Origin of the sequence: Alloprevotella rava (assembly GCF_014195585.1) — a bacterium.
Classification (GTDB): Bacteria; Bacteroidota; Bacteroidia; order Bacteroidales; family Bacteroidaceae; genus Alloprevotella; species Alloprevotella rava.
In genome coordinates this window covers 102,487-128,700 of the sequence record NZ_JACICA010000004.1, presented here as the reverse complement: position 1 = coordinate 128,700, position 26,214 = coordinate 102,487, and the positions used below count along the sequence as shown (strand labels likewise).

General features: G+C 44.2%; 22 protein-coding genes and 5 tRNA genes. 12 read left to right on the top strand and 15 right to left on the bottom strand.

All coding sequences use genetic code 11. The features are described 5' to 3' along the window. Positions 1-35: 35 nt before the first annotated feature. The 5 genes from recR to FHS60_RS05315 all read left to right on the top strand — a co-directional run bounded on the left by recR (position 36) and on the right by FHS60_RS05315 (position 2,852). Positions 36-647: a recombination mediator RecR gene (gene recR, locus FHS60_RS05335; protein ID WP_183696023.1), complete on the top strand. Its 612-nt coding sequence runs from the start codon at positions 36-38 to the stop codon at positions 645-647. Further along, positions 644-1,027 carry a hypothetical protein gene (locus FHS60_RS05330; protein WP_183696020.1) on the top strand — a complete coding sequence of 128 codons (384 nt, stop codon included), beginning with the start codon at positions 644-646 and terminating at the stop codon, positions 1,025-1,027. Before recR ends, FHS60_RS05330 begins: the two co-directional genes overlap by 4 nt. Then, a complete protein-coding gene (locus tag FHS60_RS05325) occupies positions 1,024-2,187 on the top strand; it encodes a glycosyltransferase family 2 protein (RefSeq protein ID WP_183696017.1) in 1,164 nt (387 codons plus the stop codon). The genes FHS60_RS05330 and FHS60_RS05325 overlap by 4 nt, the downstream gene beginning before the upstream one ends. After that, positions 2,180-2,689, top strand: a complete 510-nt coding sequence (locus FHS60_RS05320; protein WP_183696014.1) for a GNAT family N-acetyltransferase — start codon at positions 2,180-2,182, stop codon at positions 2,687-2,689. Before FHS60_RS05325 ends, FHS60_RS05320 begins: the two co-directional genes overlap by 8 nt. An 89-nt stretch (positions 2,690-2,778) precedes the next feature. Beyond that, positions 2,779-2,852, top strand: a tRNA-Asp gene (locus FHS60_RS05315). Positions 2,853-3,011: 159 nt separating this feature from the next. Here FHS60_RS05315 and FHS60_RS05310 read toward each other — a convergent pair. The 3 genes from FHS60_RS05310 to proS are packed head-to-tail and all read right to left on the bottom strand — an operon-like array spanning position 3,012 to position 8,481. Beyond that, positions 3,012-5,033 (bottom strand): M13 family metallopeptidase, encoded by a 2,022-nt coding sequence (locus FHS60_RS05310; protein ID WP_183696011.1) that lies wholly within the window; start codon positions 5,031-5,033, stop codon positions 3,012-3,014. A 27-nt stretch (positions 5,034-5,060) separates the two neighbouring features. Next, positions 5,061-6,992, bottom strand: a complete 1,932-nt coding sequence (locus tag FHS60_RS05305) for an ABC-F family ATP-binding cassette domain-containing protein (RefSeq protein ID WP_183696008.1) — start codon at positions 6,990-6,992, stop codon at positions 5,061-5,063. Between the two features lie 4 nt (positions 6,993-6,996). Continuing rightward, the gene (proS, locus tag FHS60_RS05300; RefSeq protein WP_183696005.1) at positions 6,997-8,481 is read right to left on the bottom strand and encodes a proline--tRNA ligase; all 1,485 of its coding nucleotides are present in this window, start codon (positions 8,479-8,481) and stop codon (positions 6,997-6,999) included. Between the two features lie 102 nt (positions 8,482-8,583). On the opposite strand from proS, the gene FHS60_RS05295 reads away from it, so the two are divergent. After that, positions 8,584-9,300, top strand: coding sequence for an OmpA family protein (locus tag FHS60_RS05295; RefSeq protein ID WP_183696002.1), 717 nt, complete (start codon positions 8,584-8,586; stop codon positions 9,298-9,300). A 156-nt stretch (positions 9,301-9,456) separates the two neighbouring features. Here FHS60_RS05295 and FHS60_RS05290 read toward each other — a convergent pair. The 5 genes from FHS60_RS05290 to FHS60_RS05270 form a co-directional block, all read right to left on the bottom strand. After that, positions 9,457-9,531: transfer RNA gene (locus FHS60_RS05290), tRNA-Val, on the bottom strand. Between the two features lie 30 nt (positions 9,532-9,561). Further along, positions 9,562-9,636 (bottom strand) — tRNA-Val (locus tag FHS60_RS05285). Positions 9,637-9,666: 30 nt separating this feature from the next. Then, positions 9,667-9,741: transfer RNA gene (locus FHS60_RS05280), tRNA-Val, on the bottom strand. Between the two features lie 18 nt (positions 9,742-9,759). After that, positions 9,760-9,834 (bottom strand) — tRNA-Val (locus FHS60_RS05275). Positions 9,835-9,910: 76 nt separating this feature from the next. After that, the gene (locus tag FHS60_RS05270) at positions 9,911-10,645 is read right to left on the bottom strand and encodes a copper homeostasis protein CutC (protein ID WP_183695999.1); all 735 of its coding nucleotides are present in this window, start codon (positions 10,643-10,645) and stop codon (positions 9,911-9,913) included. A 128-nt stretch (positions 10,646-10,773) separates the two neighbouring features. Between FHS60_RS05270 and FHS60_RS05265 the strand changes: the two genes are divergently transcribed. The 6 genes from FHS60_RS05265 (at position 10,774) to aroC (ending at position 17,120) form a co-directional block, all read left to right on the top strand. Continuing rightward, positions 10,774-11,538: a dihydroorotate dehydrogenase electron transfer subunit gene (locus tag FHS60_RS05265; RefSeq protein ID WP_183695996.1), complete on the top strand. Its 765-nt coding sequence runs from the start codon at positions 10,774-10,776 to the stop codon at positions 11,536-11,538. 4 nt (positions 11,539-11,542) lie between these two features. Beyond that, positions 11,543-12,448, top strand: a complete 906-nt coding sequence (locus FHS60_RS05260; RefSeq protein ID WP_009346832.1) for a dihydroorotate dehydrogenase — start codon at positions 11,543-11,545, stop codon at positions 12,446-12,448. An 85-nt stretch (positions 12,449-12,533) separates the two neighbouring features. After that, positions 12,534-12,791, top strand: a complete 258-nt coding sequence (locus FHS60_RS05255) for a hypothetical protein (protein ID WP_040597214.1) — start codon at positions 12,534-12,536, stop codon at positions 12,789-12,791. A gap of 835 nt (positions 12,792-13,626) precedes the next feature. After that, a complete protein-coding gene (locus FHS60_RS05250; RefSeq protein WP_183696152.1) occupies positions 13,627-15,378 on the top strand; it encodes a DNA polymerase III subunit gamma/tau in 1,752 nt (583 codons plus the stop codon). Positions 15,379-15,401: 23 nt separating this feature from the next. After that, on the top strand, positions 15,402-15,959 hold the full coding sequence (locus FHS60_RS05245; protein ID WP_009346834.1) for an FKBP-type peptidyl-prolyl cis-trans isomerase: 558 nt from the start codon (positions 15,402-15,404) through the stop codon (positions 15,957-15,959). 84 nt (positions 15,960-16,043) lie between these two features. Next, positions 16,044-17,120, top strand: coding sequence for a chorismate synthase (gene aroC, locus FHS60_RS05240; RefSeq protein ID WP_183695993.1), 1,077 nt, complete (start codon positions 16,044-16,046; stop codon positions 17,118-17,120). A 309-nt stretch (positions 17,121-17,429) separates the two neighbouring features. On the opposite strand, the gene FHS60_RS05235 is transcribed toward aroC, so the two are convergent. The 7 genes from FHS60_RS05235 to folD all read right to left on the bottom strand — a co-directional run bounded on the left by FHS60_RS05235 (position 17,430) and on the right by folD (position 26,130). Further along, positions 17,430-18,047: a hypothetical protein gene (locus tag FHS60_RS05235; protein WP_183695990.1), complete on the bottom strand. Its 618-nt coding sequence runs from the start codon at positions 18,045-18,047 to the stop codon at positions 17,430-17,432. 57 nt (positions 18,048-18,104) lie between these two features. Continuing rightward, complete coding sequence (locus tag FHS60_RS05230) at positions 18,105-18,989, bottom strand: carbon-nitrogen hydrolase (RefSeq protein WP_183695986.1); 885 nt, start codon at positions 18,987-18,989, stop codon at positions 18,105-18,107. 80 nt (positions 18,990-19,069) lie between these two features. Next, on the bottom strand, positions 19,070-20,200 hold the full coding sequence (locus FHS60_RS05225; protein ID WP_183695983.1) for an agmatine deiminase family protein: 1,131 nt from the start codon (positions 20,198-20,200) through the stop codon (positions 19,070-19,072). A 15-nt stretch (positions 20,201-20,215) separates the two neighbouring features. Further along, positions 20,216-21,820, bottom strand: coding sequence for a bifunctional metallophosphatase/5'-nucleotidase (locus FHS60_RS05220; protein ID WP_183695979.1), 1,605 nt, complete (start codon positions 21,818-21,820; stop codon positions 20,216-20,218). Between the two features lie 17 nt (positions 21,821-21,837). Then, positions 21,838-24,678 (bottom strand): bifunctional fucokinase/fucose-1-phosphate guanylyltransferase, encoded by a 2,841-nt coding sequence (locus FHS60_RS05215; RefSeq protein ID WP_183695976.1) that lies wholly within the window; start codon positions 24,676-24,678, stop codon positions 21,838-21,840. Next, the gene (locus FHS60_RS05210) at positions 24,675-25,067 is read right to left on the bottom strand and encodes a GtrA family protein (RefSeq protein WP_183695973.1); all 393 of its coding nucleotides are present in this window, start codon (positions 25,065-25,067) and stop codon (positions 24,675-24,677) included. The genes FHS60_RS05215 and FHS60_RS05210 overlap by 4 nt, the downstream gene beginning before the upstream one ends. Before the next feature lie 184 nt (positions 25,068-25,251). Then, positions 25,252-26,130: a bifunctional methylenetetrahydrofolate dehydrogenase/methenyltetrahydrofolate cyclohydrolase FolD gene (gene folD / locus FHS60_RS05205; protein ID WP_183695970.1), complete on the bottom strand. Its 879-nt coding sequence runs from the start codon at positions 26,128-26,130 to the stop codon at positions 25,252-25,254. Positions 26,131-26,214: the final 84 nt, after the last annotated feature.

Below are 26,214 nucleotides of genomic sequence, written 5' to 3'. Positions count from 1 at the left end.
TAATTCCAAATTGTTTTTTTAACTTCGCAGTGAAAATGAATGAAATATACCCCTCGAAACTTTTAGAACGGACAGTAGGAGAATTCTCTAAACTACCTGGCATCGGACGGCGTACAGCCCTCCGACTTGTTCTGCATTTGCTCCGACAGAAGCCAGAAACAGGACATGCACTTTCGGAAAGTCTCAGCCAACTCATTGATGGCGTGAAATACTGTAAAGTTTGTCACAACATTTCCGATACGGACATTTGCGACATCTGCTCTAATCCGCTGCGCGACCAATCAACAGTTTGCGTAGTGGAGAATATACGCAACGTCCTGAGCATTGAGAATACGGGTATCTATCGTGGACTCTACCATGTGCTAGGTGGTATCATATCCCCCATTGATGGCATTGGACCTAATAATCTCGAGATAGACAGCTTAGTAAAGCGCATGGAAGAAGGCGGCATTCAAGAAATAATCTTCGCCTTGAGTCCAACAATGGAAGGCGATACAACAAACTTTTTCATTTCTCGCAAACTCGCTCCTTTCAATGTACGCCTGACAACTTTGGCGCGTGGTATCAGCGTAGGCGACGAATTGGAATATACTGACGAAATCACATTGGGACGTTCCATCATAAATCGTGTAGAATTAAAACAATGAACATTTTACGACTTTTATTTTTCGGTATGTGGTTGCTGGTGGCCCTTTGGTGTCTTGCCTGCGAAATGGACTTTATTACAGAAGGATTTTTGGGGCATAGCCCGATGCTCAACTATGCGTTTTCCACGCTCTGCGTTATTACAGCAGTAGGAGGCTCTTGGCTGGCATGCCGACTTTTGGCTTTTCCGCGCATCAAGCAAGAAGTGGAAACAGACAAGACTGGAAGAGCTTTGAAAAAATGGAGTGCTATTCGCCTCTCCATCAACTCCTTGGCTATTTTCCCTAGTGCCATTTGCTATTATGGCTTGACAGATACAACAGCTCTCTATTGTATGCTTCTTGCCCTCACTGCTTCACTCTTGTGTGTTCCTAAAGCATGAAACTTTCCATCATCATAGTGAGCTATAACGTTAAGCATTATTTAGCACAATGCCTAATGCCTGTTTGGCGCTCCGATGAAAAAGATGTGGAAGTATTCGTGGTAGACAATGCTTCAAAAGATGATTCCATTGGCTTCTTGAGAAAATCTTTTCCAGAAAGTGAGTATCCGCAGTTGCACCTTATAGAAAGTAAGAAAAACTTAGGGTTTGGAAGAGCCAATAACCTTGCACTCAAACAAGCAACAGGGGATTATATTCTTTTTCTAAATCCCGATACGGTTCTCACTGAACATACGCTATCCGACTGCTTACAATTTGCCACGACACACCCAGAGATGGGTTGCCTTGGAGTGCGTATGCTCAAAGATGCTGGAGGCTTTGCTTTTGAATCACGCCGAGGCTTACCCACTCCGTGGGTTTCATTCTGCAAAATGACGGGACTGGCAGCGCTTTTCCCAAAGAGCCGCATTTTTGGAAAGTACTACATGAGATACCAAGATGAGAAAAGTGCACAAGAGATTGATGTAGTTTCAGGTGCCTTCATGATGATGAGCAAAAAAGTGGCAAAAGAAACTGAAGGCTTTGATGAACAATTCTTCATGTACGGAGAAGATATTGACTTGTCCTATCGCGCACTCAAAAGCGGGTATAAGAACTTCTATCTTCCCACAGAAATCCTCCATTACAAAGGCGAGAGTACACAAAAGAACTCATATAGATATGTCCATGTCTTTTATGAGGCTATGCTCATCTTCTTCCGCAAGCATTATCCCCAAGCGCGGCTTTGGCTTAGCATTCCTATCAAAGCGGCCATCATGATAAAAGCTATCATAACTTTACTCCAACAACAAATCCGACTCTTTCGGAAATTTTTATTTCCCGCATCTGGAGCATCCTCTAATAGCTATCTCTATATTGGCAACCATGCCAAAGAAATAAAAGCATTGGCTGAACGAAACGGACTTGAACTTATCTGCACAGATAAAGTTCCTGAAAAAATTGAAACAAAATATACCATCGTCTGTTTCGACACAAGCGACTACTCCTTTAGTTCTATTCTAAACTTTTTCAGCAAGAGTTCACATCAGCAATACATTGGTCTCTTCTATCCTGAAGAAAAGAAACTAATCACAGGCGGAGAAATTTTCCTATATGAATGACGCTATCCATTTGAGAGCTATCGAGCCTGAAGACTTGGGCTTTCTCTACGAAATAGAAAACGACCCGAGCATCTGGAGCGTTGGAACTCCCACTGCTCCCTATTCTCACTACGCCCTCAAGCAGTACTTAGAAAATCAACCTCAAGACCTTTTCCAAACTAAGCAGCTAAGAATGATCATCGAACAGAACGGGAAAAGTGTAGGCATCCTTGACTTGTTTAATTATAATGCAAATGACGGACGGGCTGAAGTGGGTATTTCCATACTAAAGTCTGAGCGCGGAAAAGGTATCGCTACGCAAGCCCTTAAGAAAATAGAACAACACGCTCGACGATTACTGAATTTACACCAACTCTATGCCCTCGTTTCTACAAGTGCTAATCCAGGTTCGAGTAGAGTGTTTGAAAAGAGCGGATATAAGAACATAGCCACACTTCCACAGTGGCATTTTACCAATGGGACTTTTGAAGACATCAGCGTATTTCAACTTTTTTTAGATTAACTCTATTTTTTCTAAAAAACATTTGGCAGTTTCAAACATTCCTCTTACCTTTGCACTCGCAATCAGGAAATGAGAGCAAAACACTAAAAGGTGCGTTAGTTCAGCTGGTTAGAATGCCTGCCTGTCACGCAGGAGGTCACGGGTTCGAGTCCCGTACGCACCGCAAAAGAGTTGAAGTCAAAAACTTCAACTCTTTTTGTTTATAGAGCGAAAAAGAATATCAAACTATAAAAGATATGTAAATAAAAACTGATGCAGCAGACTTGCAAGTCGCTGCATCAGTTTTGTTATCAATAAAAGGATGTAATCCAAAGAATCTGGATTACCAAATATCTACACGATTCTTCTTGGGAACAAAGAGCGGATCTTTGCTGGTGATATTAAAAGCCTTGTACCAAGAATCGATATGCGGGAGAGCACCATTCACTCGCCAACGAGCAGGAGAATGCGGGTCGACTTTGTTAAGAACGCGCAACTGCTCATCACGGATATTTGAAGCCCAGATAAAAGCAAAGCTCAAGAAATAACGTTGCTCAGGAGTGAAACCATCAACCGTTTTAAGAGGATTCTTCTTCATTGCATTCTGAAGTGCTTGATAAGCGATATTAAGACCTCCGTGGTCGGCAATATTTTCACCCAAAGTCAGCTTACCATTAGCTTTCAGTCCAGGCAATACCTCAATCTTATCGAAGAAATCGGCCATTACTTTGGTACGTGCCTCAAAATTTTTCTTATCAGCCTCTGTCCACCAATTGCGCAGATTACCATCTTTGTCGAACTGGCTACCTTGGTCATCGAAACCGTGCGTCATCTCATGACCAATAACGACGCCAATCGCACCATAGTTAACAGCATCATCAGCTTCAGGATTGAAGAACGGAGGCTGAAGGATACCTGCGGGGAAGCAAATCTCATTGGTGGTTGGATTATAATAGGCATTGATTGTCTGCGGAGTCATCAGCCATTCAGTTTTATCTGTAGGTTTATTGACCTTACGCTGAATCATATCAGCCATCATAAACTCACCCGCACGAAGCAAATTTTCATAATAAGAAAGGTTCTCATCTATTTGCAAATTACTATAGTCACGCCATTTGTCAGGATAACCAATCTTTACATAGAAATGGTTCAATTTATCGTGGGCTTGCGTCTTCGTGGCAGGGCTCATCCAGTTTTGTTGATCAATACGTTGCGCCAAAGCAACCTTAAGATTGTTGACAAGTTCAAGCATACGCTGCTTGCTACTTTCGGGGAAATACTTCTCAACATAGAGTTTACCTACAGCCATTCCTAATACGCCATTCACAGCATCAACACCACGTTTCCAACGAGCGCGATCCTGCATAACGCCACTCATTGTGTGGCTATAGAAATCAAAAAAGGCGGCGCGGAAAGAATCGTCGAGCGCATTGGCAGCATCGTTCACAACTTTGAACTCTGCATACGCTTTCCAATCTTCAAGACTCTTTTCTGCCAACAGCTTTTCTACAGCATGAATCGGCTCTGGCTGATTCACTGTCACCTCAGCAAAAGCGGGGAATCCTAATTGCAAGAATAGGCTTCCCCAATCAATGCCGGGATAATCACGAAGCAACTGAGCATAAGTCATCTTATGATAGTTGCCTTCAACATCGCGTTGCTTAGTGGCACTATAACTTTCTTTCGCTATAGCTGTTTCAATATCGAGAACTGCTTTCATCTTGCGCTCAGCAGTGGCAGCATCGTTACCTGCCATCTCCAAGATTTTCTTCACATATTCCTTATAGGCATTTCGAATCTTGAGAGTCGCCTCATCATCATTGAGATAATAATCACGGTCGCCCAAAGACAAGCCGCCTTGATTTATCCCCACCAAATTCATTTTTGCATTCCGCAAATCAGCATCTGCATAAATGGAGAACGGCAAAACATCAATTCCGCGATGTCCTAATTGTCCAAACATGAGAAGCAATTCCGTCTTATTTGTAGGTGCTGCAACCTTTGCCAAAATAGGTTTGATAGGCTCATACCCCTCTTTATTACGGCGTACACTATCCATGGCCAGCTTATAAAGGCTACCGATTTTCTGCGCCAAAGTGCCTTGCTGTTGTGGATGAGAAGCAAGACCTTCAATCAGTTCGTGAATCTGCTTCTCGTTCACATCACTCAAATAATTAAACTGACCATAACGAGCATACTCAGGAGTCAGCGGATGATTTTTCATCCATGTACCACAAGAATACTCATAAAAGTCCGTACCAGGTTTCTTCGATAAGTCCATATTGGCCTTATCAAGCCCCGACGATTGAGCAAAGGCTGAACAAGCCGCCATACTCAATACAGGCATCAATGCTTTTAATTTCATACTATTATATTTTAAAGAAATGATTTGTTATTCTTCATCTAAAGCCGACAAACGGTCGACGGCTGCTTCCCACTCCTCTTCGGCCGTGGCTTGCTGCTTTTTTACTTCAGCATACTGTGTAGCTAAAGAAAGATCCGAAGCTCCTTCAGGCGTAGACATTTGTTGTTCCAATTCAGAAATACGTTGTTCTATCTCCTCAACCTTTTGCTCCCAATCGGCCACTTCCTTCTCGGCCTTACGTTTCAGCTTGGCTTGCTCTTTCTGCTGCTCATAACTAAGCTTTCCTGCATTCGGTTCTTCCTTAACTACAATTTCTTCGGCCACCTCTCTCTTAGGAAGTTGATCAAGGGTATCTATATCCTTTGTCCGCAAGAAATCGTAAATACCGCCTATATGCTCTCGAACATTTCCACCTCCGAATTCATAGACCTTAGAGACCAAGCCATCCAAAAAGTCGCGGTCGTGACTGACAAGAATGACTGTTCCATCAAATGCAAGAATAGCTTCTTTGAGAACATCTTTCGTACGCATATCCAAGTGATTCGTGGGCTCATCCAAAATTAGGAGGTTCACAGGTTCGAGTAAAAGACGAATCATTGCTAACCGACTTCTCTCGCCACCACTCAGCACTTTCACTTTCTTGTCTGAGGCTTCACCACCAAACATAAAAGCACCAAGGATGTCTCTAATCTTCAGACGAATGTCTCCCTTTGCCACATCGTCAATTGTTTGGAACACTGTTTTGTTCTCATCCAGCAACTGCGCTTGATTCTGAGCATAATATCCAAGTTCCACATTATGCCCCAACTTCAAGTGACCGTCGAAGGGAATCTCATCCATGATACATTTCACCAGAGTTGATTTTCCTTCGCCGTTCTTTCCCACAAACGCCACCTTTTCTCCTCTCTTTATCGTGAGATTTACGTCGTGAAAAACAGTATGTTCACCATAACGCTTCGTAACGTCCTCGCAGATGATTGGATAATCACCGCAACGATTGCAAGGAGGGAACTTCAGATGAAGAAAACTATTGTCCACCTCGTCTACTTCAATCGGCACAATCTTTTCCAGTTGCTTGATGCGGCTTTGTACCTGCACTGATTTCGTAGGTTTATAACGGAAACGTTCAATAAAATCTTGTATATCGGCAATCTCTTTCTGCTGATTCTCATAGGCCCTTAGTTGCTGTTCACGCCTCTCTTGGCGAAGCTCCATAAACTCGTTGTACTTCACCTTATAGTCCGTTATCTTCCCACAAGAAATCTCCATCGTACGATTCGTTACATTATTGATGAAGGCGCGGTCGTGACTTACAAGCACAACAGCACTTGGACTTTTAGCCAAAAACTGTTCTAACCAGCGGATACTTTCAATATCTAGATGATTGGTTGGCTCATCGAGGAGAAGAACATCTGGCTGACGCATTAAGAGTTTGGCCAGTTCAATACGCATACGCCAACCACCACTAAACTCACGCGTAGGGCGATTAAAGTCCGAACGTTGAAAACCTAAGCCCTGCAACGTACGCTCTAATTCGGCATGATAATTGAGACCACCCATCATCGTGAAGCGTTCATTATCATGAGCGAACGAATCTACTAGCTTTAGGTATTCCTCACTTTCATAATCCGTACGCTCTGCCAACTCTTGATTCTCTCTAGCTATACGTTCTTGCAACTGATTTATATCCGCAAAAGCTTTCTCTGCTTCTTCTAGCACAGTGTGCTCATCGCTAAGCACCATGACTTGGGGAAGATATCCCAAGGTAGAACCTTTCTGCAAAGCCACTATGCCCGCCGTAGGTTGTTGCTCTCCAGCCAAGATTTTGAGCAAGGTCGACTTCCCTGCTCCGTTCTTGCCAACCAGCGCAACACGGTCTTTGGGGTTAATAACAAAGGACACGTCCGTAAAAAGCGGACGTGCTCCAAATTCTATTGTTAGATTATTAACTGAAATCAAAATACTAGTAAGATCTTGCTATTAAGACTTTATATTTTGCAGGCTTGCCGCTCACCATATCAACTCCAGGGTTAGATTGGTCTACACCTAAGGGAACGCAACGAATCGTAGCTTGTGTTTCTTCTTTAATTCGTGCTTCCGTCTCCGTAGTTCCATCCCACGGACAAAGGAAGAAACCACCGTCCTTCACACGCGTTTTGAAATCTTCATAGTTGTCACATTCAAAGATGTGCTCATCGCGATACTTCTTAGCTTTCTCAAAGATATTTGTTTGGATTTCCTCCAGCAGCGTATTTACATATTCGTCAATACCCTCAAACTGGCGTGTTTCTTTCTCCAACGTATCACGGCGCATAACCTCTACCGTTCCATTTTCCATATCTTTCGGTCCCATAACAAGACGTACGGGAACTCCCTTTAACTCATAGTCGGCAAATTTAAAGCCTGGACGTTTGTTTTCAGAGTTGTCATATTTCACTCGGATACCAAGCTGGCGAAGACGCTGAGCCAATGCCTCAAACTTTTCATTGAGAGCTTCTAATTCTTCATCCTTTCGGTAAATAGGCACCATTACAACCTGAATCGGAGCAAGATGCGGAGGCAATACCAGACCGTTATCGTCAGAGTGTACCATAATTAAAGCCCCCATCAAACGTGTACTAACGCCCCAGCTAGTAGCCCAAGCGTATTGCATCTTGTTTTCTTTGTCAACAAACTGCACATTAAATGCCTTACCAAAGTTTTGTCCCAAGAAGTGACTAGTACCACTTTGCAGCGCCTTACCATCCTGCATCATCGCTTCTATAGTATAGGTGTCAAGCGCACCAGCAAAACGTTCAGTTTCACTCTTCACGCCCTGCACCACAGGCACTGCCATATACTTTTCAACGAAATCTGCATAAACTTTCAGCATCTGCTGTGCGCGCTCTTCAGCCTCTTCACGTGTAGCATGTGCAGTGTGACCTTCTTGCCAAAGGAACTCGCTGGTACGAAGAAAAAGACGTGTACGCATTTCCCAGCGCATCACATTACACCACTGGTTGCACAAAAGTGGCAGGTCGCGCCAGCTCTGAATCCATTTTCTATATGTATTCCAAATAGTCGTTTCACTCGTTGGACGAATAATAAGTTCTTCTTCTAGCTTTGCAGCAGGATCTACTACTACGCCATCGCCCGTTTCATTGGTTTTCAAACGATAATGTGTTACTACGGCACACTCCTTTGCAAAACCTTCCACGTGCTCTGCTTCTTTCGATAAGAAAGACTTGGGAATCAACATTGGGAAATATACATTCTGTACACCTGTTTCCTTAAACATTCCGTCCAGCGTTTGCTGAAGTTTTTCCCAAATTGCGTAACCATAAGGTTTGATCACCATACAGCCGCGAACATCAGCCTGCTCAGCCAAATCGGCTTTTACAACTAATTCATTATACCATTTAGAGTAGTCTACACTACGTTTAGTCAGATTTTTTAATTCTGCTGCCATATCCTTTTTTAGTTATTTTTGCCTACAAAATTAACTAATATAATTGGAAAGTTCGTAGCTTTGCAACCAATTATAATATCCAACACTCAAAAACAAAACATTATGAGAACGAAACTATCAGTTATGCTGCTATGCGTTCTAACGCTATTCAGCGGCTGTGACACATCCAGTATGTCAAACAAAGCAAAAGGTGGAGCAATTGGCGGTACAGCAGGCGCTGCCCTCGGTGCACTGATTGGAGCCTTTGCAGGTAAAGGAAAAGGTGCAGCTATTGGAGCTGCCGTTGGCGCAGCTGTCGGCGGTGGAGCTGGCGTTCTGATTGGAAACAAGATGGACAAAGCTAAGAAGGCAGCCGAGATGGCCAATGCACAAGCTGAGGTAATCAAAGATTCACAAACAGGCCTTACTTATGTAAAGGTTACATTCGACTCTGGCTTGCTTTTCGCAACTGGTCAGAATACTCTGAGCGCAGCTGCACAAAGAGACCTCAGCACTTTCGCCAAGAACCTGACCTCTGACATGAACTTGCAGATTTATGGCTATACAGATAATCAAGGCTGGAAAAACTCTACAGCAGAACAGAGTACGGCTAAAAATCTCACACTCTCTGAGCAGCGTGCCAACAGTGTAAGTTCTTTCATGATTAAGAATGGTATTCATTCTTATCAGGTGAAAGAAGTGAGAGGATACGGCGAAGCTAACCCCGTGGCTAGCAACTCTACAGCCGCAGGTCAGCAGCAGAATCGCCGCGTAGAAGTTTATGTCATCCCAAGCGACCAAATGATTAAAGAAGCCAAGCGTCAAGCTGGCGAGCAATAAAAAACATCTGTAAAATTCCAACGGCACTTATTCCACAACGAATAAGTGCCGTTTCTTTTTCTCTTCTCTGTACACGCTACCGTACAAAGGTTTTTCTATCACAAGTATATAAACAAGAAAAGGACCTCCCAAAAGGAAGTCCTTTTAAACTTTCGGTGGGCGCTGACGGATTCGAACCGCCGACCCTCTGCTTGTAAGGCAGACGCTCTAAACCAGCTGAGCTAAGCGCCCATGAGATTAAATCCCATGTTAATATATCGGTGGGCGCTGACGGATTCGAACCGCCGACCCTCTGCTTGTAAGGCAGACGCTCTAAACCAGCTGAGCTAAGCGCCCATGAGATTAAATCCCATGTTAATATATCGGTGGGCGCTGACGGATTCGAACCGCCGACCCTCTGCTTGTAAGGCAGACGCTCTAAACCAGCTGAGCTAAGCGCCCGATATTTGAAATGAAGTGTGGGCGCTGACGGATTCGAACCGCCGACCCTCTGCTTGTAAGGCAGACGCTCTAAACCAGCTGAGCTAAGCGCCCTCATTTCTGAATTGCGAGTGCAAAAGTAGAGGAAATTATTATAACCACCAAACATTTGCGCTTTTTTTTCTTTCCCCTACAAAATTTCCCGCTTAATGGCCCGAACTACTTCTTCAGTAGTCTCTTTCCAGACATATTCATCTGCATCCTTTCGTCCCATACCTACCCCGCCGTGGCGATACTCCATTTTACTATAAACAGCCGAACGCGCAGAAGCATGGATCTCTGTAGCTCCAGTTTGCTGAAGAATTGTTGCTGCATTTTTTGGACCAACTCCGCTACCAGGCATAATTGTGATACGCCCTGCGGCCTGCTGAACCAATTGGCGAAGAATGGGAATTCCAGCTTCAGCCGTTGCAGCTTGCCCTGAAGTAAGAAGGCGCGCACACCCTAAATCTATAATTTGTTCAAGGGCGAGAGACGCGTCTCGGCAAACATCGAAAGCCCGATGAAAAGTAACACTTAAAGAACCAGCAGCTTCCACCAGTTTCCGACAGAAAGCCATATCTATATCGCCAGCAGCAGTAAGTCCACCAATAACAACACCATCCACTCCTGCTTCGCGCGCAGCGAAAACATCGTCTATCATAATTTCCTGCTCAGCAGGCGTATAAAGGAAGTCGCCACCTCGAGGACGAATAAGAACGTGCCTACGAATTCCTTGTAACTTACAAACCGCGCGAACAAGCCCTAGTGATGGAGTGATGCCCCCCTCCTCAAGTCCAGAACAAAGTTCTACTCTATCAGCCCCTCCACGAAGAGCTGCCAATGCGCTTTCATAACTTCCTGTACATATTTCTAATTGTGCCATAGGGCAAAAGTACATATTTTTATCGTTCTCAAAGGCCAAAACACGCGCCTCTTCCTTATTTATATAGCTTTTACAATAAAAACATGTAATTTTGCAGCACACTCTCTTTATTGTATTAATCATCACCGATGAAACATCTAAAAGACTTACAGGTGCGTGCCGTTGAACTTCTTCGCCCTGGCTACGCAGTACTCCGTCTGACTGACGAAGAAGTTTTTCCAGAAATGCAACCCGGACAATTTGTGGAGATTCGCGTTGACGGTTCGCCAGAAACATTTCTTCGCCGCCCTATCTCTATCAATTTTGTAGACCGCGACACCAACGAACTATGGCTATTGGTTCATGCCGTGGGCAAGGGCACTGAAATTCTCACAAAGATGCGTGCGGGCGATAAGCTAAATTGCCTTTATCCTTTAGGCCAAGGTTTCTCCATGCCTTCTGAACCGAACCAACGCCTACTTCTCATCGGAGGTGGCGTGGGAACTGCTCCACTTCTCTATTTTGGCAAACTCTTGCGCGATGCGGGCCACGAGCCGGTATTCTTGCTGGGAGGAAAGACAGAAGGCGATATTCTGCAACGCGAACTTTTTGAAAAATACGGTCGCCTTTGCTGCACGACAGAAGACGGAAGTCTCGACACAAAAGGTTTTGTCACGAATCACAGTATATTAGAAGAGGATTTTCATGCCATATACACTTGTGGCCCGAAACCTATGATGAAGGCAGTGGCAGCATTTGCTAAAAAGCACAAAATATATTGCGAAGCATCACTTGAGAACATGATGGCTTGCGGCTTAGGTGTGTGTCTTTGCTGCGTTGAGAAAACCGTACAAGGCAATCGCTGTGTTTGTATGGAAGGCCCTGTGTTTGATGTTAACGACTTAGATTGGTAAGATTATGGCACAGCTACAAGTAAATATAGGGAATCTCCAACTCCAGAATCCTGTCATGACAGCCAGCGGAACCTTTGGCTATGGTTTTGAATTTGCAGATCTTGTCGATTTAGACCGCTTAGGAGGAATTATTGTAAAAGGAACTACGCTAAATCCTCGAGAGGGCAACGACTATCCGCGTATGGCTGAAACAGCACAAGGGATGCTCAACTGCGTTGGACTGCAAAACAAGGGCGTAGACTACTTTTGCACGTATATCTATAACGCGGTAAAGAATCTGAAAACAAACGTACTGGTCAATGTGAGCGGTTCTTCGCCTGAAGATTATGCTGAATGCGCTGCACGCATAGCCGAATTGGACAACATCCCAGGCATTGAGCTCAACATCTCTTGCCCCAATGTGAAAGATGGCGGAATGTCGTTTGGCACATCCTGTACGGCTGCCGCCAGTGTTGTGAAAGCGGTGCGCCAAAGATACCCCAAGACTCTCATCGTAAAGCTATCGCCCAACGTGACCGACATCACAGAGATTGCGCGAGCTGTAGAAGCCGAAGGAGCCGATAGCGTTTCGCTCATCAATACTTTGATGGGAATGAGCATTGACATCGAGCGCCGTTGCTCCCGTCTGAGCATCGGGACGGGCGGTTTGAGCGGCCCGTGCATCAAACCTGTTGCGCTGCGCATGGTGTGGCAAGTGGCAAAAGCTGTAAAAATCCCCGTCATTGGTTTGGGAGGAATTAGCAACGCCACGGATGCGCTGGAATTTCTCATGGCAGGGGCTACGGCCATCCAAATTGGAACGGCCAACTTCCTCGATCCCGCAGTTACGATGAAAGTAATCGATGGCATCAACACTTGGCTCGATGCTCACGGAGTAAAGGATATTCACGACATTATAGGAACCATATAAGAAAGATACGCAGATACTGAATAAAAGAAATGTGCTAATGTAGGATTTCGTTTTAGCGAAAGCAGATACATTAGCACATTTTCGTATGGTTCAACCACTTACTGAAGCATATCTATACTTTATCAATATGCCCCAAAGGGCAAATATACAAAAAGTATTATCAAACGAAACGAAAAACAAAAATAATTGCAAGAAGCCAAAATTTTCTCATTTTCCATTTGGAGATAAGAAAAGAAAAAACATATATTTGCAACAACAAGTAAAGGGAGCAACGGAATATCTCCAAGCCCCACAACTTAGACATATTTGGCTGCATCGGTTTGATCGGGATACTCATCAATAATTACTAGAAATACCGAGAATGCTTCCTTCGTCAATGGCGGGCCGACACGTTTCGGCGGGGTCGGATTACAGAGACGGAGTGGCGCTCAAATCCTTATTTTAGCTCGGAGTTTCATCACATCATCGATGCAGCCTTCTTTGTATCCTTTCCTCAAGGCCTCTCCCCTTTTCTTTCGCCAAGACAAGCCCGTATTCTATCGATTCTTTGCTAAAAGTTTTGTGCAACCAGAGTCCCCTATTGTGTAAACGACCAACCAATTCTTATCTTTCGGTACAATTATTTGATAAACATATTCCTTACTCTAGCCCGCAAACAGATCTTTCTCCTTCATTTTTTGAAGCCACCCTATCTTTTTTCTCTTTGCGAACTACCCCGACAGCTTAGAAAAGCTCACCTTTCTCTCCTAAAAGGCCGTATTTTTCCTTATTCTGTTCAAAAATACAATAAGGACGTCGGCTAATATCCTTATTGCGTTTGAAATTTCCCTTATTGTATTTTCAATTTCTCAAGGAGAAAATAAAATTTGTAGTATAGAAAATAAAATTTCCCCTTGAGAAATTGAAAATAGACCTATTTCAGTGATGCGTCAAAACTGCGTTATTTTCGATCGAAGGCAAAGAAATTGAAATCCGAGCCATCCTCGAGCCCATAGACTGCGAATTTATTTGACAAATATAAATCAAAAGAAGAACTTATGATGGAAAGCAAAAACTATAAAAGAGTTTTCCGCATATTTCCAGCTCGCCGCATGGGCTATTTCTTGCCAAAAGAAGCACATCTCTATTTTGCCTTTTTCTCAAAAAAAAGTAACTTCGCAGACAAACCAAAATTCAGCATGGACAATTATATTGTTTCGGCACGTAAGTATCGCCCACAAACGTTCGACAGTGTTGTCGGACAAAAGGCACTTACCACGACCCTAAAGAATGCTATCAGCAATGGAAAGCTGGCTCACGCCTACCTTTTCTGCGGGCCTCGCGGTGTGGGAAAGACCACTTGTGCGCGTATCTTCGCCAAGACCATCAACTGCCTCAGCCCGCAAGCCAGCGGAGAGGCCTGCAACGAATGTGAAAGTTGCCAAGCGTTCAACGAGGGACGCTCGATGAATATCTTTGAACTGGACGCGGCCTCCAATAACTCTGTTGACGACATTCGTCAAATTATAGAACAGGTCAACACTCCGCCACAGGTGGGTACATACAAAGTCTTCATCATCGATGAGGTCCATATGCTCTCTGCTGCAGCTTTCAACGCATTCTTGAAAACTCTGGAAGAGCCGCCCGCACATGTCATCTTCATCCTAGCAACAACGGAGAAGCACAAGGTTCTCCCTACGATTCTGAGTCGTTGCCAAATCTACGACTTCAACCGCATGGAGATTGCCGACATCGTTGCACATCTCAAAAATGTGGCTGCGAAAGAAGGCGTACAAGCCGAGGAGGAAGCCCTAAATGTCATCGCACAAAAAGCCGATGGAGGTATGCGCGACGCCTTGAGCATCTTCGATCAAGTGGCGAGTTTCTCGGAAGGCGACATCACCTATCGCAAGGTGATCGAAGACCTCAATGTGCTGGACTATGACTATTACTTCAAAATCACGGACGAACTATTGGCTAACAATGTCACGCAGGTGATGCTCACCTTCAACGACATTCTCAGAAAAGGTTTCGATGCCAATATCTTCATGGGCGGTTTGGCCAGTCATTTCCGCGAGCTGCTTGTTAGCCAGGATGCAGCCACGCTGCCACTTTTGGAGGTGGCCGACAGCGTGCGCCAGCGATATGCTGAACAAGCTCAAAAATGTAAAACCAAGTTTCTTTATAAGGCGCTCAAACTCTGCAACGATTGCGACATCAACTACCGCACCAGCCGCAACAAACGACTAACGGTGGAAATCACCCTCATTGAGGTGGCGCAACTCAACTCGGACGATGCGCCTGGATCTGGGCTTGGCCCTACGAAGATCTTAAAACCCATTTTTAAGGCTGTGCCTGTTCAGCAACAAGCACAAGCCTCTCCTGCTGCTCCTGCAGCAGCTCCTCAAGCAACAACTCCGCAGCAGCCAAAGCCGCAACAACCGGCCACAACCGCAACACCAAAAGCAACACCAGTGCCCAAGACTCTGTTGCGCCATACTGTTTCTTTACGCAAAACACAGGCGGCCTCACAGTCTTTGACCACTCAAAAGGGTTCAGAGCCTTCTGCTCCGCGCTCCTACGGCAACGAAGCTTTCACGGAATCCAATATGCTCTCGGCGTGGGTGGCTTTTGCCCAACGCTTGCCCATCGAAGAAATTGCACAACAAGGGCGTATGAAGATGCTCGTTCCAAAACTCTTGGAAGGTGGTATCATAGACGTTCCCGTTGAGAATGATATGGTCATGGCTGACTACAAACGTCTGCAACCGAAGATAGAAGACTATATCCGTAGTTTCTTACGAAATGATAACGTACGTCTCCAGCTGCGACTTCTCCCGCCCAACAAACAAAACCGGCCCATTAGTCGCCGCGAGCAGTTTGAGGCAATGTGCGAGAAAAACCTTGCACTCAAGAGTTTATGCGAAGAGTTGAAACTTGATTTAGCATAACAATAAAACAAAAAATATCCCACATGGAAAAGATTGAAAACAAGTACGTAACAGTTTCTTACGAACTTTTCACAAAAGACGAAGAAGGAAAAATCGAACTCGTTGAGAAAGCTCCCGTAGAGCATCCCTTCCAGTTTATCACAGGTATGGGCGTAACACTCGAAGCTTTTGAAAATAATGTAGCTAATCTCAGCGAAGGCGAAAACTTCGATTTCACCATTGGTATGGAAGATGCTTATGGCCCTTATGTGGAAGAACATGTCATCGAGTTGGGCAAAGATATTTTCACCATCGACGGACATTTCGACAGCAATACCATTTACCCTGGCAACGTTGTCCCCCTTGTTAATGAGGACGGCAACCGCTTCCAAGGACTTGTGCTCGAGGTGAGCGACACGAAAGTAAAACTCGACCTCAACGACCCGCTCGCAGGCAAAGAGCTTCGCTTCAAAGGCCAGGTGGTTACTTCACGTCCTGCCACAGAAGCAGAAATGAAAGAAATGCTTGCAATGATGAGCGGCGAAGAAGGTTGCGGAGGTAGCTGCGAAGGTTGCGGTGGCGGCTGTAACTGCGAGCATTAAGAATCTTTCTATTCTCGAATGATGTGGAAAAGCCTAAACAGTTAGGCCTACCCAACTCATCCGAGAACTTTTATATTTCAGCCCATGAACACTTTCGGTAACATTTTTCGCTTGACAACCTTTGGTGAGAGCCACGGGCCAGCAGTAGGCGGCGTTGTCGATGGAATGCCAGCCGGCATAGTGATCGACATGGATTTCCTACAAGCAGAACTCAACCGCCGAAGGCCTGGACAGAGCTTGCTGACCACACCGCGCAAAGAAAGCGATACTGTAGAACTCCTCTCTGGTGTCTTCGAAGGAAAATCCACAGGTTGTCCTATCGGTTTTATCGTTCGCAATGAGAATCAGCATTCTTCTGACTACGACAACCTAAAAGATATTTTCCGCCCGTCGCATGCCGACTACACCTATTTCTATAAGTATGGTATCCGTGACCATCGTGGCGGCGGACGCTCTTCGGCACGCGAAACCATCTCACGAGTAGTTGGAGGAGCGCTGGCAAAAATGGCGCTGAGACAACTCAATATAGACATTATTGCCTATACATCGCAAGTGGGCGAAATCGCATTAGAGAAAAACTATCAGCAATACGATTTCAGCGAGATAGAAAAGAATGCAGTGCGCTGCCCTGACCCACAGAAAGCAGAGGAGATGGCTCAGAAAATTGAAGCCGTCAAAGCTGAGGGTGATACCATTGGCGGGGTGATTACCTGCATCATCAAGGGCTGTCCCATAGGACTGGGAGAACCTGCCTTCGGCAAACTTCACGCTGCGCTCGGCGCTGCGATGCTGAGCATCAATGCTGTTAAAGGCTTTGAATACGGCAGCGGTTTCGACTGCGTGAAATATCGAGGCTCAGAACTTAATGATATTTTCTACACAAACAAAGAAGGGAACATTCGCACCCAAACAAACAATAGCGGAGGCATACAAGGCGGTATCTCCAACGGCGAGGACATCTACTTCCGCGTAGCTTTCAAGCCTGTTGCGACCCTCTTGCGCGAACAAGAAACAGTGGACACACAGGGCCGACCAACTATAGTGAAAGCGCGCGGGCGCCATGATGCCTGCGTCTTACCAAGAGCCGTTCCCATTGTTGAAGCGATGGCAGCTATGACCTTCTTAGATGCCTATCTCAAGAACAAAACGACACGGATATAGAAGAGAAATCAAAATTTCAAACTTTTTTTCACATTTTTTCTTGCAAAATTGAAAACCTTACCTTACATTTGCGAGGTAAACATAATTAAATTACCGTGAGGTAACATGTTTAGTTAAGTCTAGTTTAGTTTTTGTGTTGGTTAATGGAGGCTCCGAAGAGACGGATGGCCTCCATTAATTTGTCAAAAGACAAAAGTGTATCTCCAGATAAATGGCTTAACACTCAGCCCCAATAAAAAGTATAGCACTACTTGAGAATCAAGCAATGCTATACTCTTTTATAGATAAACATCTTTTATCTCACAAGATTCAACGAATCAATACTTTTCGACCATTGATGATATAGAAACCAGGAATAAGATGGGCAGAAAAAACGGGAAGACCTCGAAGCGAAAAGACTTTGCTAGACTGCGTCCTCTGGGGATAAGAAATGCCAGACGTTATGGTATGATAAGAAATGCTGGAGATTCCCAACTGATAGTTCTTTTTCTCAGAAATTTCTGAGTTCGCCAAAGAGAAAACAAGCTGCAACGTTCCCGTTATCTGTGTTGGAAACTGGAATACTATAGCCGCAGAGCCGTATCCCACTGATTGCGACTCACCGAGTTGCTGCCCATTAAGAAAAACTTGCAGCGAAACTTCAGCTGCAGCAGAACGATCGCAAACTACGTGAATTTCCTGTATTGCAGACTTCAACGTGTCTGTCAGTGTGACACATTGAAATCTCTCTTGTCCTTTTCCTCCTATCGATAGATAGCCTCGAGCATCTACTTTCGCCTTTGCAGTATGCGGCAATACCTCAATAAGGACATTGCTGGCAGGATTTGTGGAAAGCCGCCCTTCTTCGTCCACAAAAGTATACGTTTGGGACGAAGCTCTGTTGGCTATAAAGAAAGCCAATAAACAGACAAAGCAGATTTTTTTCATAAACTACTCGATTAAGGATGAAGAACGCTCTCTGTTCTATAGGAAATATTCAGAGAGTTAGTCGATGAAACGCTTTGAAAGAGGAGCAAATTCTTCAATACGCCGATCGCGCAAGAAAGGCCACCAGCGGCGCACTTGTTCACTGTGCGCAAGATCGACAGTCACAACTAGGTTTTCTTCTTCTGAGTTAGAGGCACGAGCTAACAACTCACCTTGCGGACCAGCCACAAAGCTAGAGCCCCAAAACTGAATACCATTGGTTTGACCGCTGGGGTCTTCTTCCAATCCTACGCGGTTGACAGCAACAACTGGAAGCCCATTGGCAACAGCGTGCCCACGTTGTACGGTTGTCCATGCTTCGCGTTGCCGCTCCTGCTCTTCTGGCACATCAGAACTCTCATACCCAATCGCTGTTGGATATATAAGAAGATCAGCTCCTTGAAGTGCCATCAAGCGTGCACCTTCTGGATACCATTGATCCCAACAGACTTGGACGCCCAAAGTTCCCACACTTGTATGAATAGGATGGAAACCTAGATCGCCAGGAGTAAAATAAAACTTTTCATAATAGGCTGGATCATCGGGAATGTGCATCTTCCTATACTTTCCTGCAATGCTTCCATCTTTTTCAAAGACTACAGCAGTGTTATGATACAAGCCTGCGGCACGGCGTTCAAAGAGAGAGGTGACCAAAACCACACCAAACTTGCGAGCCAATGCACCATAAAAAACAGTAGAAGGTCCAGGAATAGGCTCTGCCAAGTCGAAATTATTCACACTCTCTACTTGGCAGAAGTAAAGCGAATTATGGAGTTCTTGCAGTACCACCAATTCTGCACCACGCGTAACTACATCTTCTATATTAGCTGCCAATTTTTGACGATTCGTATCAACATCGGCAACACATCGTTGCTGGATAAGCCCAACCTTTAATGATTTCATTTTTATTACTTTTTAGGAGGTAAAATACAAGATACGATAGAGCAAGACTTTGATGCTCCTCGTATCTTGTTAGTATGATCTTAGATTTTGAGAACTCCTTTCGGGAATTGCATAGTAGAACAATGGAGCGAGCCATGCTGACGAATCAGCGCGCAACAGTCAATTCCCACCAAGTCATGATGAGGAAATGCCTGATGTAAGGCTTTTCTTGCTTTCTCATCATTCTCTGGTTGATTATAAGTAGGATAAAGCACAGCACGGTTTACTACCAAATAATTAGCATACGTTGCCGGAAGACGCTCTCCATCCTCATAGATAGCAGAGGCCATCGGCAACGGAATAAGCTCAAAAGGTTTATTCTCAGCATTGGTAAACGTACGCAACTGAACCTCCATCTGCTTCAAAGCATCATAATGTTCATCGCTAGAATCATCACAACGCACATAAACAATACGATTGTTAGGACAGAGACGGGCAAGTGTATCAATATGGCTATCGGTATCATCACCTGCCAAATAACCATAATCGAGCCACAAGATGTTGGTTGCACCAAAGTATTCTTCCAGCTTCATCGTCAGCTGTGTTTTGTCGTGAGTATGATTCCTGTTAGGATTTAGGAGACATTCAGATGTAGTGAGCAGCGTTCCGCAGCCATCGCTCTCTATACTTCCGCCTTCAAGTTCAAAATCCAAATGCGAAACATAAGTACCTGTCAGCAAACCTGCATCAAAAAGCTGCTTATTGATTGCATTATCCTTCTCGGCATCAAACTTTCCTCCCCATCCATTAAACTGAAAATCCAAAAGTTCAAGACTCCCAGATCCAACAACAGTAAGGAATCCATGGTCACGCGCCCATGTGTCATTAGTAGGACAATCTTTATAGACGATATTATTCAATACTCGTTGCGGCAACTGCTCTTCCAGTAAAGCCTTAACACTTGCTGTATCAGGAGCTACGATGAGCAAAGGTTCACGAATAGCAATCTCATAGGCCATACGCTTGTAGCAAGCAATGACATCTGGCAACATATCGGCCCAATCGGTTCCTTCATGCGGCCAAGTGAGTTGCACCGCACTTTGCGGAAACCATTCGGGAGCAAGCATACGTTTGAAGCGTTTATTGTCCTGCGCAACAAGACCATTCTTCAGAAAGAATTCCAAATCCAAATCGGCCTGCGGCTGCTTGGGTGGAAGCGTGAATAAACCCATAATCTAGTTAAAAACTCAATGAATTGATTTCTGTTTTTTCAGATAGGTAATGAAAGCATCTGTTGTTTCGGGCAAAGAGACTTTTACTTCCTGGCTTCGTGGGAAAAATTTAGGATCATAACCATCACCACCAGTCGTCATAAATTCATCAGCACAAACATAATACGTACCCTTATCTTTTATGGTGACACGCTTTCCTTTCGGACTTACATACGTCATCTTCAAAACATTATTGTCAGCATCGCGTTGCGTTTCAAGATTGGCTGTCTGAATCCAACCATAACGCTTATTGTGGTAGCCAAAATCAACAAGGTCGTGAAGTTGACGCCCTGTGAGTTTGAAGACTTTCAAAGGATTAGAGAAAGGAAGAGCCTCACCTACTTCGAGTACACTTACATCGCCCTTAGAGAAACCTCCACGGATACTTCCAAAATGGCTCATACCAATGATAACTTCTTTGTCCGATTTCTTTGCTATCTTGCGGAAGGCTTCAGCAAAAGAAGAGCAAACGAGTTTTCCCATGCGACTTTCAACATATTTTACAGCACGATCATGGGGCATATCCTCTGTAGCTACTGTTAATTTAGTACCAATAGAAACTCCCCCTTTAGTCTTTGTAGAAACAAGCAGAGAATCTATTTGGGCTTGCAGACGAAGAGGAACAGGTCCTAGCTGAGATTTATCTTTCAAAGCAACGCGTACAATCTCGGGCTCTACACTGAGAACTTTCATTGAAGTCGTATCAACTTGATACTTCATAACAGAGATATAATTACCATGCCACCAACCTTGCACTACGGGATATTCAGCGTCATTAATGCGGCCACAAACAGGCTCATGGCTATGACCTGAAAGAATACTCTGATAAAGCGGCGACTTAATAGCATAAAGTTCGGCTTCATTTTTATCTGTCCATGCAGGTTTGCCATTCTTCATATAAGTACCAATATGAACCAACAAACTGCGAATCTGTGCATCACGAACAGTCTTGAAATCTGGCAAAGCCTCTATGCTATCAAGAACGTGCGTATAGTTGCCTGAAAATATCATACCCACAATATTCTTTGCACGAATCTGTTCTTTTGCAGAAGATGCTAACAAACCAACAAAACCTGCTCGAAGAGTCTTGGTGGGAGACAACGGAATATCTGCTGTAGCAAAAGGTTTTAGATAAGAAGGAACTTTACCATCTTGATCATAGACATTTCCACAAAGATATTCAATATCCCAACCTGCGGGGCGCAAAGGATCATTCTTCCATTTTTCAGCCAAAACTTTCTGCCCATCATCAAACTCATGGTTTCCCAAAGCTGAAATGCGGATACCCATATCATTAAAAAAAACTGGGAGAAGTACTCCGTGTGTAGCGTTGTAGAAATAACTACCACCAAAGTTGTCGCCAGCTGCCACTGTTAAATTATAGGGGTAAACTGACTTCAAAGAGTCTAGGCATTGCAACACCGAAGGAGCACCTGGAATTCCCTGAGATTTATTCTGAACAAAAGCGCCATGAAAATCATTCAGAGAAAAAATAGCAACTGTTATAGGCTTATTAGTCTGTGCTGTCAAGAATTGACTGAAGGCCAACGCACCAGCTAAAAAGATATTTCTGATATTCATAATTATATTTTGTTTGTTTAAGAACGGCTTATTTGCAATCCACGCTCTGAGATGCTCATCTCTATAAAGCGAGCATTTGGAGCAAGTGGGTGTTGAGATAATTCTTCACGAATCCGAAGTGCTGCTGTAGGATCTTTGGCTACAATATACATGAATCCTCCTCCTCCTGCACCAGGGAGTTTATATCCAAGACTATAATCGTCGATTCGCTTACAAAGTTCTTCGATGATTGTAGGATTAGTACCAGCATCTAGTGCTTTATTTTGCTCCCAAGTTTTACGAACCAACAGACCATAACGCTCAATATCGCCCATCTGCAAAGATTCACTCAAACTAAGAGCGTGTTGTTTCATCTCGCTCAATAGTGATAAAGAATGAGTGTCATTGAGAAACATACCTCGAACTATCTCCGTAAGTATATTCTTGGCCGTACGCGTAACACCGGTATAATAAAGCAAATGACAAGCTTTATTCTCTGGAGCAGTAAATATCGTAGCAGGTAAATAACGAGCCACTGCATTTTGGAGGAAACCGGCTTGAGTCTGCAAAAGTTTAACTCCACCAAGTATACCACCATATTGATCTTGCCAGCCACCACCTGTCGTCAGCAACTGTTCGAGAATGAGAGTTCTATTTCCTATCTCATTTTTATCCCAGTTCAAACCACAGAAATCAGACAATGTCCCCAAAACAGTAGCAGCCAAGATACTACTAGTCCCTAACCCACTTCCAGCAGGAATAGCAGAAAGCAAGGTCAGTTCGATACCGCACCCGAAAGCCTCTAATTGTTGGCGAAGCGTAGGATATTCTTCTGTTCCAAAACCTGGAAGAAAGCCGCATAGCGTCAATGCCGCCTTGGGAATGGAAAAAGGCGAACCCACTTTATTATATTGTCGGAGCTCATCGTAAGTTTCTATACGCTCCATTGCACCTAGGTCGATAGAGCGACAGATAATGACAGGCTCCTTGCAAGGTTTCACATACACTTGCAAAGGCTGCTGACCATTCATTTCAATGGCGATATTCACCACATTTCCTCCTTCCATTAAGCTATATGGAGGGGTATCAGTCCAACCACCAGCTAAATCTATACGCGCGCTACTTCTTCCCCAAACGATTTGGTCATCACAAGTGGTGCGACAAGGCATTACCTTGCAACGCAAAGCTTCGCCAGTTAACCCCTCGCGCAATAGACCAAAGGCTTGATTTGAGAAAAGTTCTGCCCCCTCCTTCTGTCCTAGATGACGCAGTGTTTCTGAGCGAAACATAGCATCATGCATACGAACCATCAACGGATCTTCTGTTGACAAGAGAGACGGCAGCGGAAGTTGAGCATCAGCATACTTTTGTGCCATGTCTTTTAGGTTTACCTGATAAAAGACACTTCGACGCCAATTACAAGCCATTGTCTGACAGTTTTGTAACTGGATTTCTCTGCGTTGCTCAAAAAGTCTGTACAAGTTAGCACGCACAGAGAGTTCATCCGCAGAAAGTCTCGGAGAACGTAGAAAAAGCTTAGAATCTCCTTCGCCTGTTAGTATGAAATGTAACAATTGCTCTAACTCCTCTAAAGACTCACTCACGGGGAAAAGACGAGCTGCTTGAATATCATCTTGAGCTCCAAAGTCGCGTCGCGGCAAATGTCGAGCTGCGGCCCATTCCTTAAAAGACTGCCCTAAATAAATAGTATCATCTTTGTCCAATGCTCCGCGCGAAGGATCATTATAACCATACACACGCAACGCATATGCTTTTTCTCCTACAGGCACGACATCTATACATTCACCTTCTTTTAGACTCACCTGCCAATTATTCTGAGGAACCCCTGTTACAATATTATGCCGAGACAATTCCCAGCTAGCTGAAAGTCTTGAATTCTCAATCCAGATGTATTCATTTTCCTTGGTCGGACGGTTCTCCAAAAGACAATTTTGTGTGAACACACTCGTTTGACGCTTCACTCCTTTCTGGATAATGAAGCGCTGATCTTTCACGAGATTTTGTAGAGAAATTGTAGAAGTCAGCAGTTCTGGAGCTGTTCCGAAATGGTAAAATTCTCCTCCAGGAAGCGGCAGAATTGCCACACTCAAATTTTCCAAGTCTGCATCAGGTTGTGAGGGATGTGCTCCCAATGCACAGCCAAACTCAGAATAAAGATCATAAGCATTGATATTTAAATCATTACCAACACATTTTTTGCGTAAAGCATCAACTGCTTTATCAGACAAAAGCCAAACGCCAATATCCATCAAAGCAAAGTGGGTTTGCATAAGTTCCGCTTGCTTCTCCGTTGACGGCTTCTGAAGCATAAAGTCTAAAGCTGTAGGATTTTCGCGATTCATCATGAAAACGCCATGATGACTAATCTGTTCAGGAGTAGCCCAAAGACCATAGCAAACAACATCAGCTTCTGGAATTGTTTGCAAAGGTTGGGTCGCACGCAAAAAAACATCTCCGCTAGCTATGAGAGTATTAAGGCTCTTGGGAGCTTTCTTCATAATCGTTTCATAAAGCGGCAATTGCATATCTAATAACGTTTGATCAACGCGCTGCCCACGTGCCCAACGAAATACGGGAACAGGTGTCAACACTTTCCCGCTAGGTGCATAAGCTGCCAAACGGCGACTCTGTCCTCCTGCATGAAGAAGAATTCTTTGCTCTTGTGAAAGCCATTTTGAAAAGTCGTTTGTAGAACCGTCTGCTGTAAAGGCATCTTGCAATAGCCAAATTGTACCTCCCCCCGATCCTAACTTTTGGTTGACGGGATCGGAAGTACAGAAAAATTCTGCCCTACTCAAACCTGTTATATCATGAAAACTTTCAACCACGTTAGGCGGCAGAGACAGCAGTTTCTTCATGCGTTTTTATTTTTTTGAAATGTAACAAAGCGATTAAAGAGATAATTCAAGACAGGATATACGCACATTCCCAATCCATAGGCCCAGGCTTCGGGTAAAAACAGGAGAAAAAGTCTGAACGCGAGCCATTGTAAAGCCCAACAGATATGCGCCCCTATCCAAAAGACAACACCTTCTTTCTGCCAGTCGTGCTGGTGCGATTGAAACACCCACAGCCTATTCCAAACATAGCTATTAAGAAAACCCGCTTCGTAAGATATGAGATTGGCTCCATCTACGGAAAAATCTATTTTCCGTAGAAGATAGTAAACGACAGCTGTTATCACAGTGTTTAACACACCGACAGCTCCATACCTAACTGCTTGTTTTGCTTCCTGCCTTATTTGCATTTATTCGCAAAGATACATATCTTTATTTAATGTAGTAATGAGAAAATGTGCTAATATGCCAATATCGGTTGTTAACCTCCTCAAAAAGTACAAAAGAAAAACCAATAGGCCTCTTTAAAACACTATTGTAGAAGTTACACAAAACATATTAGCACATCAGCACATTTGCCAAATAGCAATTTCTCTAATCGTAAAATTCTTTCTTTGCTGCCGACATTGTATTGAGCATCAGCATAGCAATAGTCATCGGACCTACACCACCAGGAACAGGAGTAATATAAGAGCATTTAGGAGCAACCTCGTCAAACTTCACATCGCCACACAAACGATATCCGCGAGAACGTGTCTCATCAGCTACGCGTGTAGTACCAACGTCAATAACAACCGCGCCCTCATGCACCATGTCAGCAGTAACAAATTCAGGTTGACCAATAGCAGCAACAACAATATCTGCACGTTGACACTCTTCTTTTAATGTTGCACTATGGCTGTGGCAAACCGTCACTGTGGAGTCACCATATTGCTTCTGCATCATCAAGCTAGCCAAAGGTTTACCAACAATATTACTACGACCCAGAATCACACATTTCTTCCCGCTTGTCTTGATATTGTAGCGACGCAGCAATTCGAGGATTCCACGCGGAGTAGCTGATACGAAACAAGGCAATCCGGCACCTAAACGCCCCACATTGATAGGATGGAAACCATCTACATCTTTACGATAGTCGATGGCTTCAATAACCTTTTGCTCAGAAATATGTTTAGGCAAAGGCAACTGAACAATAAAACCATCTACATCAGTATCAGCATTCAAGCGAGCCACACAGGCAAGAAGTTCCTCTTCTGTTACATCATCTTCATAGCGAATCAACGAAGACTTGAAGCCGCAAACCTCACAAGCTTTCACTTTGTTGTTCACATAGGTTTCACTTCCACCATCATGCCCTACAAGAACTGCGGCCAAATGAGGACGTTTCTGTCCTGCTGCCACCATTTTTTCAACTTCTGCGGACAACTCTGCTTTGATGGCCGCGGCTGTAGCTTTCCCGTCTATTAACTGCATAAGTTTATTTTTAAGGATATATTATTTCAAACTGAAAAGAGCCTGCATACGAGGAGATACGTACGCAGACTCTTTTTTATTCGT